Consider the following 16248-nt stretch of genomic DNA (forward strand, 5'->3'; position numbering starts at 1 on the left):
TTAGATAGAAGAATAAATTCGATCCAAAACAAGGAGGAAAACCATGCTGACCCCAAGACTCCAGAGAATGAAAAAGAAATATTTTGACACCATTCCGGCCATCACAGCCGAACGGCTGGTTTTAGCCACAGAAGCCCATAAAAAATTTGCAGGTGACGCCGTCCCCATCTTTCGCGCCAAGATCGTCAAATATGTCATGGAACATATGACGACTCTGGTGATGGAAGACGAACTGATCGTCGGAACACCGACCAACGAATACAAAGGCGCCAACCTGTTTCCTGAATACACATCCAGCAAATGGCTGATCGCCGATATCGATGAATTTCCGGTAAGAAAAACCGATCCTTACCGGATCAGCCCCCAGGACAGGGAAACCATTTTGGAAACGCTGAAATATTGGGATGGAAAAGCCCTTGAGGACCTGGCGCCTCAAATCCTTCCCGAATACATAGAAAACGCAAGACAGAAAGATCTCATTTCCGTGGGATGCCGCAACGGCGTCTCCGGAGAAACCATGCCCAACCACAAAAAGTTTTTGGAAGTGGGATTAAAGGGCTATATGGAAGAATGCCGCAGAAACATCGAAGAAACGAAAGGCGGAACCAAAGAAAAGCAGGAAAAAATCGATTTCTGGCAGGCCTGCATCATCCTCTGCGAAGGTTTAATCACCTATGCCCGTCGGCTGGCCGATGAGGCGGAGCGCCAGGCCGCCGGCTGCGAAGATTCCCAGCGGAAGCAAGAGCTGATGCAGATCGCGGCCAATTGCAGGGTTGTCCCTGAAAATCCGCCCCAGAGCTTCCATCAGGCCCTGCAGATGGTGTGGTTCATTCAGGTGGCCTTCCACATTGAGGCGCCTACCACCGCGTGCGGATTCGGAAGATTTGACCAATATATGTACCCATTCTTCAAGACCGATTGCGAGGCTGGAACCATTACCGGAGAAAAAGCCTTAGAGCTTTTGGAATGTTTTTATCTTAAATGCTGTGAGGTTTATGAAGTAAGGGACAGATGGTACGCCAAATCCTTCGCAGGTTATCCCATGTGGGAAATCCTCATGGTGGGCGGACAGACCAGAGAAGGGCTGGACGCTACCAATGACCTGTCCTATCTGTGCCTGGACGCAGCGGCGGATCTGCAGACCACCCAGCCGGTACTGGCCGTGCGGGTCTTTGAAGGAACGCCCAAAGAGCTGATTCGGAAAGGCGCAAAGATGATCCAGCAGGGCATGGCAAACCCGGGATTCTTCAACGATGATGCGGCAATCCCCATGACCCTGGGCAAAGGCTGCACCATCGAAGAAGCCAGAGATTGGGCCATCGTCGGCTGCATTCAGCCCGGCCCCGGCGGCGGAACTACGGACGGTTCGCCGGACGCAGGCTACGTCAATGCGCCGAAAGTGCTGGAGCTGGTCCTGCACAATGGACGCGATCCAAAAACCGGAGAACTGCTGGGACTTGAAACAGGCGATCCCAGGAAGTTTCAATCCATAGAAGAACTGACGGAGGCCGTCAAAAAACAGCTGGAATATTTTTATCAGATGATTAAAGACGGCTATGACTTGATGGTTCCTTATCATATGCTGCGGCTGCCGGTGATCTTTGCTTCCATGGCAATGGAAGGCTGCGTGGAATCGGGAAAACCGGTCCAGGAGGGCGGAACCAAGTACAATACGGCCGGTATGTTCATCACGGGAGCGGCAAATCTGGCCGATTCTCTGGTAGCCATCGAGGAGGTCATCTACAAGGACAAGATGGTCACCATGGACATGCTGATCGCGGCCCTGGACAAGAACTTTGAAGGAGAAGAGCGTCTGAGACAGCTGCTCATCAACAAGCCGCCCAAATTCGGCAACGACAATGAACATGTGGACAGCGTAGCCAGAGATTTACTCCGCTTCTGCGCTGATACAGTTCAGAGCTGGGAAGATTCCAGGCACGGCAGATATTCCTTCTGCAACCTGTCCCAAACCGTGAATATTTCCCACGGAGAGGTCTGCGGAGCCACACCTGACGGCAGGCTGGCCGGCGAGCCTTACTGCGACAATTCCTCCCCCACCATGGGACGGGATTTGAGCGGACCTACCGCAACGGTCAAATCGGTGGCTGCCATCGACCAAAAGAACTTCCATGACGGAGCCCTCTTCAACCTCCGCTTTGATCCAAAGGGCATTGAAGGGGAAAAAGGACTGGATATCATCGAAGGCGTTATCAAGACTTATTTCGACCACGGCGGCGAGCACATTCAGATCAATGTGGTTGACAACGAAACCCTTCGCAAGGCCCAAAGCAAACCGGAAGATTACCGGGGCCTGATGGTCCGGGTAGCCGGATACATGGCCTATTTTACAGAGCTGGATAAGGCGGCACAGGACACGATCATCGACCGGACCGCCCATCTGAAATAAATAAAGCAGCAGGAGATCAACATGGAACACGAACCTTTGCGGGCCCTCGTCGGCGGAATACAAAAATTTTCCACGGAGGACGGCCCCGGCATTCGCACCACGGTTTTTCTGAAGGGCTGTCCGCTCCGGTGCAAGTGGTGCCACAACCCGGAATTGATCGATTATGCACAGCACATCATTCGGATGCCCAATAACTGCATTCAGTGCGGGTACTGCATAGAAGCATGCCCCCGGGATGCCGTTTATCAGAGAGAGGATCAGGAGATCGATATCCGCTGGGAGCTGTGCGACACTTGCCTTCGATGCGCCGATATCTGTTATGCCCAGGCATTAAAACCCGTGGCACAGTCGATGACGGTAGAGGACGTCCTTTATCAAGTGGCGCAGGACAAGCAGTTCTACTCCCATACGGAAGGCGGCCTTACCATCAGCGGCGGTGAGATGCTCTCCCATCCAAAGTTTACGGAAGCCTTGATTGATGCCGCTGCAAAAGAAGGAATTTCCGTCTGTCTGGACACCTCCGGGTTCGGGGACGGCGATCTGCTTAAAGCGCTGGCGGAAAAGGAAAACGTCTCCCATATCCTATATGATATGAAGGCCATCGATAACGAAACCCATCTGGCTTATACAAGCCGGGAGAACACCCGCATTCTTGAAAACCTGACTATGCTGGCGGAAAGCGGCGGGCTGGTTAAAAAACTCATTATGCGCATGCCGCTGATCAAGGGGGTCAATGACTCCGATCAGCAGATCGATCAAACGGCGGACCTTTACCGCCGCCTGGGGATTGAAAAAGTGACCCTTCTGCCGTATCATAATCTGGGAGCATTGAAAGAAGAACATATCGGCGGTTCGCAGACACTCTTCGAAGCGCCGGATGATGAGCGCGTGGATGCCATTAAAGCCTATCTGGAAAACAATACAGGCGCTGAAATAGAAATATTGGGGAGATTATAGAACAAACAGGGATTTCCACAGAAGAAGAAAAAGGAGACTCTCATGAAAGAACAAAAACAAGAACGAGAAACATTGGAGAGAGGACTGAAGAGCCGCCATTTGAGCATGATTGCCATCGGCGGTACCATCGGTACCGGACTCTTCCTGGCTATGGGCGGGACCATAGCCGACGCCGGACCCGGCGGAGCGCTGACCGCATATATCGTCATGGGCATCGTCGTCTATTTTATGATGACGGCGCTGGGTGAAATGGCGACAAAGCTGCCAATCCCGGGAGCCTTTACTGCCTACGCAGACCGCTTTATCGATCCGGCGTGGGGCTTTATGAACGGCTGGTGCTACTGGTTCGGCTGTTCCATGACTGTGGCCGCGGAGCTGGTGGCCGGAGCCATCATTATAAAATACTGGTTCCCCGGTTCCAATTCCACCCTGTGGGCGATCCTGTTCATGGCCATTCTGCTGGCCTTCAACCTTTTCTCAGTAAAAGGCTTTGGCGAAGCGGAATACTGGTTTGCCGGCATTAAAGTGCTGGTAACCATCATCTTTTTGGTAATCGGCGTGCTCATGATCCTGGGTATCATGAAAGGCAACGACGCCGGATTTTCCAACTGGGTGCTGGACGGCGGAGATTCTGGAAAAGCGCCCTTCCCCAACGGACTCAGCGGCGTCATCCTGGTGTTTTTGGTCGCTGCCTTCTCCTTCTCCAATACGGAAGTGGTCGGCCTCACTGCAGCCGAATCGGAGAATCCGAGGAAAGACGTTCCCAAGGCGATCAAAAGCGTATTTTGGCGGATCCTGCTCTTTTATTTGGGGACCATCGTCATCATCGCTACCATCGTACCTTTTACAGAACCGACCCTGCTGGACGCTGCGGAGGACAACATCGCTGCATCGCCCTTTACCATTGTCTTCAAAAATGCAGGATTTGCGGCTGCTGCTTCTGTTATGAACGCGGTTATTCTCACTTCCGTGCTCTCCTGCGGTAACTCGACCATGTACAGCGCTTCCCGGACTTTGCAGGTTATGGCGAAAAAAGGGACTGCTCCAAGATTTTTCGGCAAGCTCAGCAAGAGCGGAGTTCCGGTCCGTGCTGTAATTGCTACAGCTGTTGTGGGAGCCACCGCTTTCGTAGCATCCCTGGTGGGCGACGGCATCGCTTATACGGCTGCCTATTATCTGTGCGGAATCGCCGGAGTCATCAACTGGCTGACCATCTCCCTGGCCCACTATCGGTTCAGAAAAGGATGGCTCAAACAGGGGCACACCCTCAGCGAGCTGGAATACAAAGCGCCGCTGTACCCATTCGGTACCATCTTCGCAATCGCGGTTTGTATTCTAGTAACCATTACCTGCAACTATTGGTTGTTCTCAGACTTCAACTGGTTTGACTTCATCACTTGCTACGGCATGATCCCCCTTGGCTTCCTCCTCTTCTTCGGATACAAGAAGAGACATGGGACCAAATGGGTCAAGTACGAAGATATGGATTTCGAACCGCCTGAAGGCGTGGATAAAAGCGATATTTCGGCCATTGCTTAGAAAGCGCATATGGGGGCTGCCCCATTCGTGAAAGCGAATGCGACAGCCCCTTTTGAGTGTGCTCGGCATCGCACATCTTTTCAAAATTTCAGGAGGCATAGTTTTCCGAAAAAAATTAACAATTTTCCAATAATACGCATTTTAAAATTTATGATGCGTGCTGCTCTTCCTTTTCCTTCGCCGCTTTCCTGGCGGTCATAGCTTCCATGAAAATCAGGCTGGCGATGATGACTGCTCCGCCCGACCATCCGAACCAGCCCAAGTGATCCCCCAGAAAAATCGCCGAGAAGATGGCCCCCGATGCGGGCTCCAAGGCGCACATGATCCCTACCCTGGTAGAAGGCACATATTTCTGCCCCACCGCCTGCAACAGATACGCAATCGCCGTGCAGCACACGCCGATAAAGATCAGAACGCCCCAGTCAAACCCGGCCGGGCGCACCTGCCAGGCACCGGTAAAGAATACGGCCGCCGTTCCATAGATGGCGATCAGGATCATCATCAGCACCGAAAGCAGAGTCGGATCGTTGCGCTCATCCTTTGTCATTCTGTCCAGAAAAACGATCTGCAGCGATCCGGACAGCGAACAGCCGATGCAAATAATATCCCCCAGCGCAAAATTCAGGCCCATATCCGATGAATAGCTGAGGAGGAAAATTCCGGTCAAGCACATGAGCACGCTGATGACCGTGATCTTTGATAGTTTTTGTTTGTACAGCAGCCAGTTGAGAAAGGGTATAATGACAAAGCCCAGGCAGCTGAAAAAAGATGCCTTTGACGATGTAGTGTAGCGGATTCCCACCGTCGCGAACACGTACATGATAAAAATCAGAAAGGACAAAATAAACGCATTTTTGACCACGGTTCGGTTAATGAGGCGAAACCGCCGATAAAAAACCGCCGAAAGAAACCCGGCTGCCAGTATGAATCGGACGGCGATGATCAGGAAGGCCGGCAGCTCTTCCACGGCTTTTAGCGCCGGAAAACCCGCGCCCCACAAAAGGGTGCAGATGATAATGCCCAAAGCCGCTAAGCGTTCTTTCTTATGTATCTGCATAATCTTGTTCTCCTTTATATTCTTTGAATAACCGCGAACTCCGCTCCCACGTCCCGCAGTGAAAAATTGACCATCAGGCTGTCCTCCGCGGTTTCCGTAAAGACATCCACTTTCGGCTGGCAGTAGGATGCAAACCCCAGATCCACCGCCGGAGAAAAAGCCTCCGGAAAACCCAGTTTGTTCATCAAATCGAAAATGCTGTTCTGAGTGGTCAGCTCATACTTGGTCACGGCAAAACGCCCGCGAAGGTGGCTCAGCGTCACGTTGAGGTCAATCTCATTGTTGAATTTATAGACGATATCTTCCGCTTCATGAAGGGTCGCCGGCCGGCTGCACAAAAGGCTTGTGGAGGTATCGTAATTGTAGGCCGCTATCATGAACGCCTGGTTTTCTCCATCCAGTCTGGCGACTGCATAGTGTTTTCCCCACGTCAGCAAAGCGCCCTTCATCTTTGCCAGTGCCGCATATCCATAATAGGATGGTTTTGCGATTCCGCAGGAAGTCAGTATTCCCGCACCGCCCTTAATCCGCAGCTCGTGTTCGGTTCCCTGGTCCCGCAGCCGCACATACAGAGGGTCGCTTCCAAGGATCCCTTTATAAAGCAGCTGGGGCACGCAGGCGGTCGTATCCAGTCCGTAAGCATTGGCCGCTTCCAGGCCCGATGGCATGTGCATGGTTATGGAAAACCCTCTGGCGAGCAGCTGTTTCTCCAGCAGATTCCTCGCCTCACTTATGCTTTGGTCTGTTTCCAGCAGGATCAGAGGCCGGCCCAGATCGTTCAGCAGTGCGAACAAGCGGCTTCCCAGCACCCGGTAGTCCTCCGGGCTGACGATGATCTGCAGCGACGGCCGCAGAGTTTTGATCTCCTGCTTTTCCGCATCGACAATTATATCCAGCTTGAGGTTGTTGATCCTTTCTTGCCCGGTAATCTGGGAATCAATATAGGACAGCGCCCTCCTTACTAAGGAAATACTGCTGCTGTCGTTGATGGGCTCCATCCGTTCGGGATACATGGCCGATTTGATCCGATTTCCGTATAGCTCCCGATGCTGCGCGGGCGTTCTGCCGAACCACTTTAAAAAGAATTTTTCATAATAGGCGGTGGTAGAAAATCCGATGTCCCGCGCCACTGTGTGGATCTTTTTGCGCATATCCAATAGTGGAATTTCTGATAATTCTACCCGGGCAAAGCACAGAAAATCGCGAAAGCTCATTCCGATGTTTTCTTTTATCAGGTGGGATAAGTAAAACGTACTCAAGTGCTCCATATCCGCCAGCTCTTCCAGGGTGATCCGTCTGGCGTGCTCCGCATAGATGTATTGGATGATTCTGCTGATCCTTGATGCTTGGACCGGGTCCTCATTGCTGCCATTGACAATCGTTTTGCCGTTGAAGGTAAAAAGGTTAAAGCTTCGGTCAAGGCAGTCGATCAGCTCTATGGCAAGGTCGATGCACTCCTGCTTGTAATTGAGGCTTTTTTTCAGGTAGTTGAGCAGGATCATCAAAAGTATTTTTCTCATATAGTCCAGGCGGGGATGGGGACGCTGGGGATCAAACGTCCGGTAGCAGCTTTCGGGCAGCCTGGGAAAATGCTGGGAGAAAAAGGCATTGCTCAGTTGTATGATGGCCGTGATATTATCCCGTTTCGTTTTATACATGCTGTGAACTTCGTGGCCGTTGCTGGCAAAAACGCTGCCTTCTGGCATTTTATATATGCAGCTGCCGTTTTTGAGCTGTATCTCGCCTTTCAGGACGTAGACCAGCTCCACGTCCTGATGGAAGTGGAGAGGATATTCGGTGATGTTGGCGATTTTAATATTGATGGGAAAATCATTTGTATAAGCGATTTTTTCTGCAAGCATATCTTGTTTCTCCTGACGCTGTACGCAACCCTGACCAGATGCACCTATTATACTACATTTTCCTTGGCGGCACACGGGTTTGACGCTTTTTTCTCAGCAAGCCAATCTATATTTATAGCAATCGAATAGTTGCTACATCCGGTCCCCCATCTTACAATAAGAACAGAATCTTTACATCGGAGGAATTGTAATGAAAACAACACCAGTTTTAACAAATACCATCGCTCTTCCTGACGGCTCATTCATGCCCAAGCTGGGTCAGGGCACCTGGCAGATGGGTGAGGATGACGCCAAATTCCATCGAGAGGTATGCGGTCTGCAATTCGGGGCCCGGATCGGCATGAATTTGATCGATACCGCGGAAATGTACGCAGATGGCAAGGCGGAAAACATCGTCGGAAATGCCATCCGCGATTTGCGCCGCGACCAGCTGTATCTGGTGAGCAAGGTCTATCCCCAGAATGCCTGCCGCGCCCATATTTACTCCAGCCTGCAGCGCTCCCTCAAGCTGATGGAAACCGATTATCTGGATCTTTATCTCCTTCACTGGCGGGAAGATGCGGACTTGGCAGAGGTGGCATATTGCATGGAGGATTTGCGCCGGCAGGGAAAGATCAGGCGTTGGGGCGTTTCCAATTTTGATATAAGCGATATGGAGGATCTTTGGAAAGTTCCCGATGGCAGCAACTGCTGTGTTAATCAGGTTCTTTACAATCTGGGAACGCGGGGTATCGAATACGATCTCCTTCCGTGGCAGCGGGAAAGAGGCATCCCTATTATGGCCTACAGCCCGGTGGGACAGGCCGGCGCGCTGACAACCCAAGACGGCGTTTCCAAAGCCATGCTCATGGATGATAAAAATGTGCTGGAGGTTTCTGGCAGGCTGGGAATATCAGTGGTTCAGCTGCTGCTGGCCTTTGTCCTCCGCCATGACGATGTGGCCGCCATTCCCAAGGCAGTCGCTTCTTCTCATATTGAGGAAAACGCCGCTGCTTCTCAGATCATCTTGTCCGACGCCGATCTGGAACAGCTGGAAGCCTCCTTCCCCGCCCCCACCAGGAAAATCCCCATGGAAAAATATTGATGCGCCCACGCAAAATTGACGGATCCCTTTTTATCGTATAAAATGTAGCAAGATAAAAAAGGGAGGTGGACACCATGCTTAAACTTTTTAAAACCGACGGCGGCGTACTGTCCCGGCTGAACGACTTCGAAGACGGAATTTGGGTGGATCTGGCAGACCCCACCATGGATGAAATCAAGTTGATCGCCGAAAAATACCAGATTGACACCAACGATATCATCGCCATTCTGGACGATGAAGAGACCTCCCGAGTCGAGCAGGAATCCGGCTATACCTTTATCGTGATCGACATTCCCAGCGAGGAAACCCGCCACGGCCGAAGCGCTTACACGACCATTCCCCTTGGAATTTTTCTTACAGAAACAGCCATTGTCACTGTCTGCTCCGAAGCAAGCGATATTTTTTCCATTTTCAACCGAAAAAGTATGCGTTCCTTCAGCACCAAAAAACAGATGCGCTTTGTCTATCAGGTCTTGTATTCGGTTGCCGTTGAATACCAGCGGCTGCTGCGTTACATCGATAAAACCAGAAAAGAGATCGAAACTCGTGCTATTAACAACATCGCAGAGGATACTGATCTGATCGACCTTCATGAATTAGAGTCAAACCTGGTATACTTTACCGCATCCCTCAAATCCAATATGCTGGTGATCGACCGCCTGGTGCGGTACGAGCGGATTAAAAAATACTCGGAAGATAAAGAACTGCTGGACGATGTGGTGATCGAGATCAAGCAGGCGGCGGAAATGACCGATATCTACATTAATATCATTCACGGCTCCAGAGAATTGATCGCCTCCGTGCTCAACGATAAATTGAACCGGGTCATGAAGCTTTTGACTTCCGTTACTCTGATCATGGGTATCCCGACCATCGTTTCCGGTCTCTACGGAATGAACGTGGATGAAAAGTGGATGCCCCTTTCCCACATGCAGTACGGCTTCGGCCTCATTTGCGCAGGCATTGCAGTCATCTGCGTCCTGGTTATTTTAATTATGAAAAAGAGCAAATTGCTGTAAAAGCCATAGAGAAAAACAGGAAAATTCCACGAAATATTGTTTAATAAACTCACCAAAACAGGCAGGGCATCGGCTTTGCCTGTTTTCATAATCATCACAACTTTAATTGCCTTTTTAAGGTAAAACTGCTATACTGGAGGGTACTCAATTAACTAGTACAGGTACCAAGAAAAAGTTGGTTTTACCCTGCGGAAAAAGTCTGACATATCGCATATAGGAAGAACGTCGTGCTGGATGGATTAAACAGCGGGCGGAGCAGAACGTTCCTCTATTTATCATAAATTCTGCGGGTTAAGCTTTACAGATAGAAAGGATCAATCGATGATAAGAAAAAAAAGGCAGAAGAAGGATGCCAACTGGAGGCTTTCTTTCAATCCCATTCTGCGATATAGTGCAGTTTTCTGCTTGTTGATTGTAATCGTCATTCTGCTGGGCGGAGCCGTTCTGGCTTTCAGCCAGATGAAGTCGACAACCCGCGCCTCCTTGTCCAGCACGCATTCACAAGTTTCTCTGCGCGTAAATGAGGCCATTACACTCCTGGAAGCGCTGGCGGATTTACCGGAATTTTACGACCCTTCAATCGCGCCTATCGACAAAGTCAAAAAACTGGATAAAATGGCCCCTACCTTTGGCTATATGATGATTTGCTACGTGGATTCGGACATTATTGTTTACTCAGACGGCTCCGAACCGGCCAGCCTGGCCAGCCGGGATTACATGCAGCGCCTTTTTTCCACCGGAAAGCCGCAGGTAACGGACAGTTTCCTGGCAGGTGCTGACGGCGCAACTTTGAATTATACGGTGGCAGTTCCCCTTGTGGGTCAGGAAACAAACATTACAGGGTGCCTTTTCTGTGCGATTTACTTTGACGATGTGGTAGGCATTTTAGAAGAAGCCGCAAGCATCAATCGTTCCAACGCCACCCTGCTCGGTTCCAAAGGGCAGATTATGTCCTCCACTGCGGGCCTGCCTTACGGTGATCCGATTATGAGCCAGCTGGAAGGGACAACACTGCTTGGCACCACAGCAAATGAACTGGAAGAACAACTGCTGGCTGCTCAGCCGGGAGGTTATTGGAATTTTGAAAAAGGCATGCTCTTCTATTCCTCTTACCAGCGCGTGGAAAACACCAATTGGGATATACTCTGCTCCGTAAGCTTTTGGAGCGTTTTCTCGGGTCTGCTCCCCTCCCTGTTGTTCGTTGCGGCTTTGACTGTATTTCTCTGCGGCGGCCTGATGGTGATCCTTCGCCGTTATATCGCAAAAGAGATGGCGATTGTGGACACTCTGGTCCATTCAGTAGAGGATCTGGAAAGGAAGATTTATCAGGATAAAAATCCGGAAGACCGGGATTTCAACGAGATTATTCGCCTGACCAGCACCGGGCTGTCGGATAGTCTGACTGGCGTAGTCACGCGCTCCGTATTTCTGAATCAGGCCTCCTCGCTGCTGCGAGATGCAGATCCAAATCTGGTGAGCGCTTTATGCTTTGTGGATATGGATAATCTAAAGTACATCAACGATACCCATGGTCATGGAGGCGGGGATGTAGCTCTCAAAAGTGTGGGTTACATCCTGCGGGAGTATGAAAAGCGATATGACGGAGCGGTCGGGCGGTATGGCGGCGACGAGTTTGTACTGCTCCTGATCAACCTGGAAAGCGAAGATGAACTGTGCAGTGTATTGGATGAATTGGTGCTGCGGCTTCAAGGAGAAGTCAAATCCGCCGGACAGCGCATTCCAGTTCAGTGCAGCGTAGGTGTCGCTTTGTGTCGGCCGGACTCCGATCTGGATCAGGTGATCGCCGATGCGGATGAAGCCCTGTACTTCGTAAAACAAAATGGAAAAGGCTATTATAAAATTCACAAGAACGGAGAAGCTCTATGAACAAGCAAATCCTGCAGCGTTTGTTAATCTGCGGTTTCGCCCTGCTGCTTCTGATCGCGGCGGGAATCTGTGCAAAACAAATTGAGCAGGCATTCAGCAGCGCTCATCAAACAAAAGCAAAACAAAGCCTTCAGCTTTACAGTCAGAATGTTATGTTTCAGCTCCAAAACAAGCTCAATGAAGCCGAGCCTCTGGCCAGGCTGGCCCTTGCGGCTAAAAATCCGGATGCCGACTGGTTTGAGCAAGCCGCAGCTCCTGTTATGAAAAAGGAAGGTGTGCGGTATGCCTGCCTGGTGGAAGGCGATACCGTAGTCAGCGCACTGCCCAAAGCAGAGTACGGTAGCCGGGTCGGAAAGGATTTAAAGGATTTTTCCTATGTTTATACAATGGCAAAAGTGATCAAAGACACGGTTGTAGAAGGCCCGATAGCAATCCGTTCCAACGGCTCGGAAGAGGAAGTTTTTCTTTTCCTGCAGCCAATCGTAAAAAACAATGCTTACCTGGGCGAAGTCGCAGTTGCCCTCGACAGCAGCTTTGTTTTAAAAAATCTGGGGCTCGATGGTCTCTCCCAGCAGGGATATGACTATGAAGTATGGCATGTTGACCCTGAAAACGGAGACAAAGAGATCGTTGCCGTATCCGGAGATAGCCTTGATTTTTCCCATGCCGCAAAAGTCAATATCAATCTTCCGCCCCAGTGGACTCTGAGTATTCAGCCGCAAGACGGATGGCTCCCCGCTTCCTTTGTAGTCGGTATTTACATCATTTGCTTTTTTGCCGCCATATTGGTCATGGCCCTGGGATTGCTCCTATATAAACTATTTCTTCAAAGAAGACGTATCCGCCAGCTGGACATTATCGACAGACAAACGGGACTATACAACCAAGAGAACTTTGCTTCCGCACTGGATCTGTGGCTTGCTGACGGACCGGTAACGCTGTTTTACTTTGTTTTTGACGGCTATTGCCAAATTTCACAGATGATCGGGCCTGAACAGGAATCCGCTTTTCTCAAAAGCATTCCCGGACGTCTGACCGAGTTCATTAAAAGCCCTTTTATTGCCGGACGCCTGGGTGCCGAAAATTTTGCGGTAGGTATCCGTGAAAAGATGAATGAAAAGCAGCGGGAAGAATTTGCAAACGGCCTTTCCCTGGAACTGCTTCTTAACATCCGTCTGAACAACTGCAAGAATTTTCTTCCTGCCCGCTGCCAGTACGTCTATTGCCAGCAGGGCAGCCGCGCGGAAGATATGATCGCCTCCGTTATCGACAGCTATTATAACTCCCGAGCAGAGGAATCTCCGGTACGCATGCTTACTGAAAAATGCCGGCGGCTGATTGAGGGAGATACGGATGTCACCTTTGAAGAATATACGGATCTGGAAATGATGGAATTATCCAAGACCTTCAATCAATACCGCAAGCAAGTTGAACAGATGGCCTACTTCGATCCGGTCTTCCATGTGGGAAACCGGATCAAGTATCTGAAGGACTCCAAGGTGCTGATTACCTACGACAATAAACGAAAGTTCAGTCTCTTTTGCGTGGATATTTGTTCCTTCAGCCAATACAACGATCTCTTCAGCGCTGATATTGGCGATAAAATTCTTCACGAAACCCTGCGTCGTTTGTCGCGGTTTTTCGGTACATATCTTTATCGCATTAACGGCGATGTATTTTTAGGCATTTCTCTGTCAGAGGAAAGCGAGGCATCTTTTGCGGAAAAGCTGCAAAAATCAATGGCAGAGCCGGTCCATGCCAACAGCTCCTCCTTTGCTTTGAAAATACGGATGGTGATCTGCCGTTATCCGGACCATGGTTCCAATCCGGAAGCGCTCCTGGACTGCATACAGTCGGCCCTGCGTTTTGCGAAAACCTCGGACCGGCAATATGTAATCTACAACGACAGGCTGGACGAGATGATCCGAACGGAAGCCGGCATTATCCATCACCTGAAATCTTCGATTGAACAGGAAACCCTTGAAGTCTGGTACCAGCCGATGGCTCATCTTGTGAGCGGAACCTACAATGCAGTAGAGGCGCTGGTACGCTTGCCCGCTGGAAACGGAACGTATTTCTCTGCCGGACAGGTGGTATCATTGGCAGAACGGAGTGGCATGGTGGAAGTGCTGGGGGACTATGTACTCAAAAAAGCCTGTAAGTTCATCGCATCCCATGGAAGCAAACTGGGCCTTGAGCATATGGGCATCAATCTTTCAGTTCAGCAGCTCCTGATGGGCAACAGCTCCAATCATTTACTGACTATGATTGAAACGGCCGGCGCTGACCACAAACGGATCACTTTGGAAATTACAGAAAGTATTCTCATTCAATCCATCGAGCAGGCTTCGGCTATTTTGGACAAGCTGAGGGAAGCCGGGATTCGAATTGCTCTGGATGATTTTGGTATAGGATTCAGCAGCCTGAATTACCTTTCCAATCTACCGGTAGATGTAATCAAAATCGATCGCTCCCTGACGCGGCAAATTCCCACCAATCCCAAGCAGCACGCGTTGCTGCGCGCCATTGTGGAAATGGCGAAAATCAACTCGCTGACAGTCGTCGCAGAGGGTATTGAATCCCAGCAGGAGCAAAGCCTGATTGCGGCCCTGGACATCCAGTTTATTCAAGGCTTTTATTACGCCCGTCCTATGCCGGAAGAGGAACTCACTCGCTTTTTGAAAGAGAAGAATCCCCATTCTGATCCCCAGCTGACACCCACTTGATTATGACCGCCCTGCGGGGTATAATAATGGGGCAAAGCTTGAAAGAGAAAGGATGCAACACATGAATTATGATAAACTGGCGGAACTCCTATTTCCGCATATAACCAAAACACCGGAAGATTATGAAACCATCTATCCGCCTCGTCAGCTGCCGGCCGGAGCCAAGGTCACCAGACTGGGCCCCAGCCCCACAGGATTTATCCATCTGGGCAATTTGTACGGCGCCTTTGTCGATGAGCGGCTAGCCCGCCAGAGCGGCGGCATCTTTTACCTGCGTATTGAAGATACGGACGATAAACGTTATGTGGATGGCGCTGTTGAAACGATCATCACATCGCTGGACTTCTTTGGCATCGATTTTGACGAGGGAGCTGCCATCGACGGATCCAACGGCGATTACGGCCCCTATTACCAGAGTCAGCGGGGTGAAATCTATCAGTGCTATGTAAAGGCGCTGGTAAAAAAGGGACAGGCCTATCCTTGCTTCCTCACAGAAGAGGAAATTGCCGCTATTCGCCAGAATCAGGAGCAAAACAAAGAAAACCCGGGAATTTACGGAGAATATGCGCCCTGCCGCGGCCTCATCTTGGAAGAAATCGAGCAAAACATCAACGCCGGAAAACCCTATGTAATACGCCTAAAGTCCGATGGTCATCAGGATCCACAGAAGGCCAGGACCATTTCTATAGAGGATGGAATACGCGGCATACTCTCCATGCCGGAAAACTATCAGGATGTGGTGATTCTGAAAGCGACCGGGATTCCCACTTACCATTTCGCCCACGTAGTGGACGATCATCTCATGCGTACGACCCACGTGGTCCGGGGAGAAGAGTGGATTTCCTCCCTGCCCATTCATGTGGAGCTATTTGAAAAACTGGGATTTGAGATGCCGATTTTCTGCCACACCGCTCAGCTGATGAAGCTGGACAACGGCAATAAGCGCAAACTTTCCAAACGAAAAGATCCGGAACTTTCCCTGGACTATTACCGGCAGGAGGGATATATGCCCCAGGCCGTAAGGGAATACTTGCTGACGGTTCTCAACTCCAACTATGAAGAATGGCGCCAGAAAAACCCGGACGCCGATGCCGGAGAATTCCCATTCCAGGTTGAAAAAATGAGCAATTCGGGAGCCCTCTTTGATCTGGACAAGCTCAACGATGTTTCCAAAGATGTTCTCGTCAAAATTCCGGCTGACCAGCTGTGCGCATTTTTAAAACAGTGGGCCGGAGAATTCAAGCCTGAGATTCTGCCTCTACTGGAAGGCCATGAGGACTATATTGAAAAGATTCTTGATTTAGGAAGAAGCGGTAAGAAGCCGAGAAAAGATTTGGTCTACGGCAAACAGATTTTTCAATTTATCCGTTATTTCTTCGATGACTATTTTGAAATCGAAGACGCTTATCCGGAAAATGCGTCAGACGATGTCAAGGAAATTTTGTCCCGCTATCTGGAAACTTACGATCACAGCGACGACCAAAGCCAGTGGTTCGATAAAATTCGGGCGATTGGGGAAGAACTGAATTATGCCGCCCGCCCGAAGGATTACAAGAAAAATCCCGATCAGTACAAAGGTCATGTCGGCGATGTGAGCACGGTGATCCGAATCGCGGTCATGGGACGGAGCCAATCCCCCGATGTTTGGGAGATCCAGCAGATTCTGGGTGAAGAACGCACTAAGGCCAGATTAAAGGCCCAGCTCTAAGA

10 protein-coding genes are annotated in these 16248 nt (G+C 50.3%); 8 read left to right on the top strand and 2 right to left on the bottom strand.

Annotated elements, in window-relative coordinates:
* The first annotated feature begins 43 nt into the window (after positions 1 to 43).
* The 3 genes from LG211_RS16875 to LG211_RS16885 are packed head-to-tail and all read left to right on the top strand — an operon-like array spanning position 44 to position 4903.
* Positions 44 to 2407: a glycyl radical protein gene (locus LG211_RS16875; RefSeq protein ID WP_269478045.1), complete on the top strand. Its 2364-nt coding sequence runs from the start codon at positions 44 to 46 to the stop codon at positions 2405 to 2407.
* A gap of 21 nt (positions 2408 to 2428) precedes the next feature.
* Positions 2429 to 3364, top strand: coding sequence for a glycyl-radical enzyme activating protein (locus tag LG211_RS16880; RefSeq protein ID WP_227755490.1), 936 nt, complete (start codon positions 2429 to 2431; stop codon positions 3362 to 3364).
* A 42-nt stretch (positions 3365 to 3406) separates the two neighbouring features.
* The gene (locus LG211_RS16885; protein WP_148397449.1) at positions 3407 to 4903 is read left to right on the top strand and encodes an amino acid permease; all 1497 of its coding nucleotides are present in this window, start codon (positions 3407 to 3409) and stop codon (positions 4901 to 4903) included.
* A 148-nt stretch (positions 4904 to 5051) separates the two neighbouring features.
* Here the strand turns inward: LG211_RS16885 and LG211_RS16890 are convergent, their stop codons facing one another.
* Positions 5052 to 5960, bottom strand: coding sequence for a DMT family transporter (locus tag LG211_RS16890; protein ID WP_148397450.1), 909 nt, complete (start codon positions 5958 to 5960; stop codon positions 5052 to 5054).
* A 14-nt stretch (positions 5961 to 5974) separates the two neighbouring features.
* The gene (locus LG211_RS16895; protein ID WP_269478046.1) at positions 5975 to 7822 is read right to left on the bottom strand and encodes a helix-turn-helix domain-containing protein; all 1848 of its coding nucleotides are present in this window, start codon (positions 7820 to 7822) and stop codon (positions 5975 to 5977) included.
* A 190-nt stretch (positions 7823 to 8012) separates the two neighbouring features.
* Between LG211_RS16895 and LG211_RS16900 the strand changes: the two genes are divergently transcribed.
* From LG211_RS16900 to gltX, 5 genes are all read left to right on the top strand, one after another.
* Entirely contained in the window at positions 8013 to 8906 is an 894-nt protein-coding gene (locus LG211_RS16900) for an aldo/keto reductase (protein WP_269478047.1), read from the top strand.
* Between the two features lie 74 nt (positions 8907 to 8980).
* Positions 8981 to 9925, top strand: coding sequence for a magnesium transporter CorA family protein (locus tag LG211_RS16905; protein WP_148397453.1), 945 nt, complete (start codon positions 8981 to 8983; stop codon positions 9923 to 9925).
* A gap of 321 nt (positions 9926 to 10246) precedes the next feature.
* A complete protein-coding gene (locus tag LG211_RS16910; RefSeq protein WP_148397454.1) occupies positions 10247 to 11812 on the top strand; it encodes a sensor domain-containing diguanylate cyclase in 1566 nt (521 codons plus the stop codon).
* Positions 11809 to 14538, top strand: a complete 2730-nt coding sequence (locus tag LG211_RS16915) for an EAL domain-containing protein (protein ID WP_227755491.1) — start codon at positions 11809 to 11811, stop codon at positions 14536 to 14538. The genes LG211_RS16910 and LG211_RS16915 overlap by 4 nt, the downstream gene beginning before the upstream one ends.
* Positions 14539 to 14599: 61 nt before the next feature.
* Positions 14600 to 16246 carry a glutamate--tRNA ligase gene (gene gltX / locus LG211_RS16920; protein WP_269478048.1) on the top strand — a complete coding sequence of 549 codons (1647 nt, stop codon included), beginning with the start codon at positions 14600 to 14602 and terminating at the stop codon, positions 16244 to 16246.
* Positions 16247 to 16248: the final 2 nt, after the last annotated feature.

This window comes from Hominibacterium faecale, from assembly GCF_020734085.1.
GTDB lineage: Bacteria > Bacillota > Clostridia > Peptostreptococcales > Anaerovoracaceae > Hominibacterium > Hominibacterium faecale.

What these genes read in the sequence shown, in the direction of transcription:
- LG211_RS16885 (WP_148397449.1), top strand. Translation starts at nt 3,407, where the DNA reads ATGAAAGAACAAAAACAAGAACGAGAAACATTGGAGAGAGGACTGAAG.
- LG211_RS16910 (WP_148397454.1), top strand. Translation starts at nt 10,247, where the DNA reads ATGATAAGAAAAAAAAGGCAGAAGAAGGATGCCAACTGGAGGCTTTCT.
- LG211_RS16880 (WP_227755490.1), top strand. Translation starts at nt 2,429, where the DNA reads ATGGAACACGAACCTTTGCGGGCCCTCGTCGGCGGAATACAAAAATTT.
- LG211_RS16905 (WP_148397453.1), top strand. Translation starts at nt 8,981, where the DNA reads ATGCTTAAACTTTTTAAAACCGACGGCGGCGTACTGTCCCGGCTGAAC.
- LG211_RS16875 (WP_269478045.1), top strand. Translation starts at nt 44, where the DNA reads ATGCTGACCCCAAGACTCCAGAGAATGAAAAAGAAATATTTTGACACC.
- LG211_RS16890 (WP_148397450.1), bottom strand. Translation starts at nt 5,960, where the DNA reads ATGCAGATACATAAGAAAGAACGCTTAGCGGCTTTGGGCATTATCATC.
- LG211_RS16915 (WP_227755491.1), top strand. Translation starts at nt 11,809, where the DNA reads ATGAACAAGCAAATCCTGCAGCGTTTGTTAATCTGCGGTTTCGCCCTG.
- gltX (WP_269478048.1), top strand. Translation starts at nt 14,600, where the DNA reads ATGAATTATGATAAACTGGCGGAACTCCTATTTCCGCATATAACCAAA.
- LG211_RS16900 (WP_269478047.1), top strand. Translation starts at nt 8,013, where the DNA reads ATGAAAACAACACCAGTTTTAACAAATACCATCGCTCTTCCTGACGGC.
- LG211_RS16895 (WP_269478046.1), bottom strand. Translation starts at nt 7,822, where the DNA reads ATGCTTGCAGAAAAAATCGCTTATACAAATGATTTTCCCATCAATATT.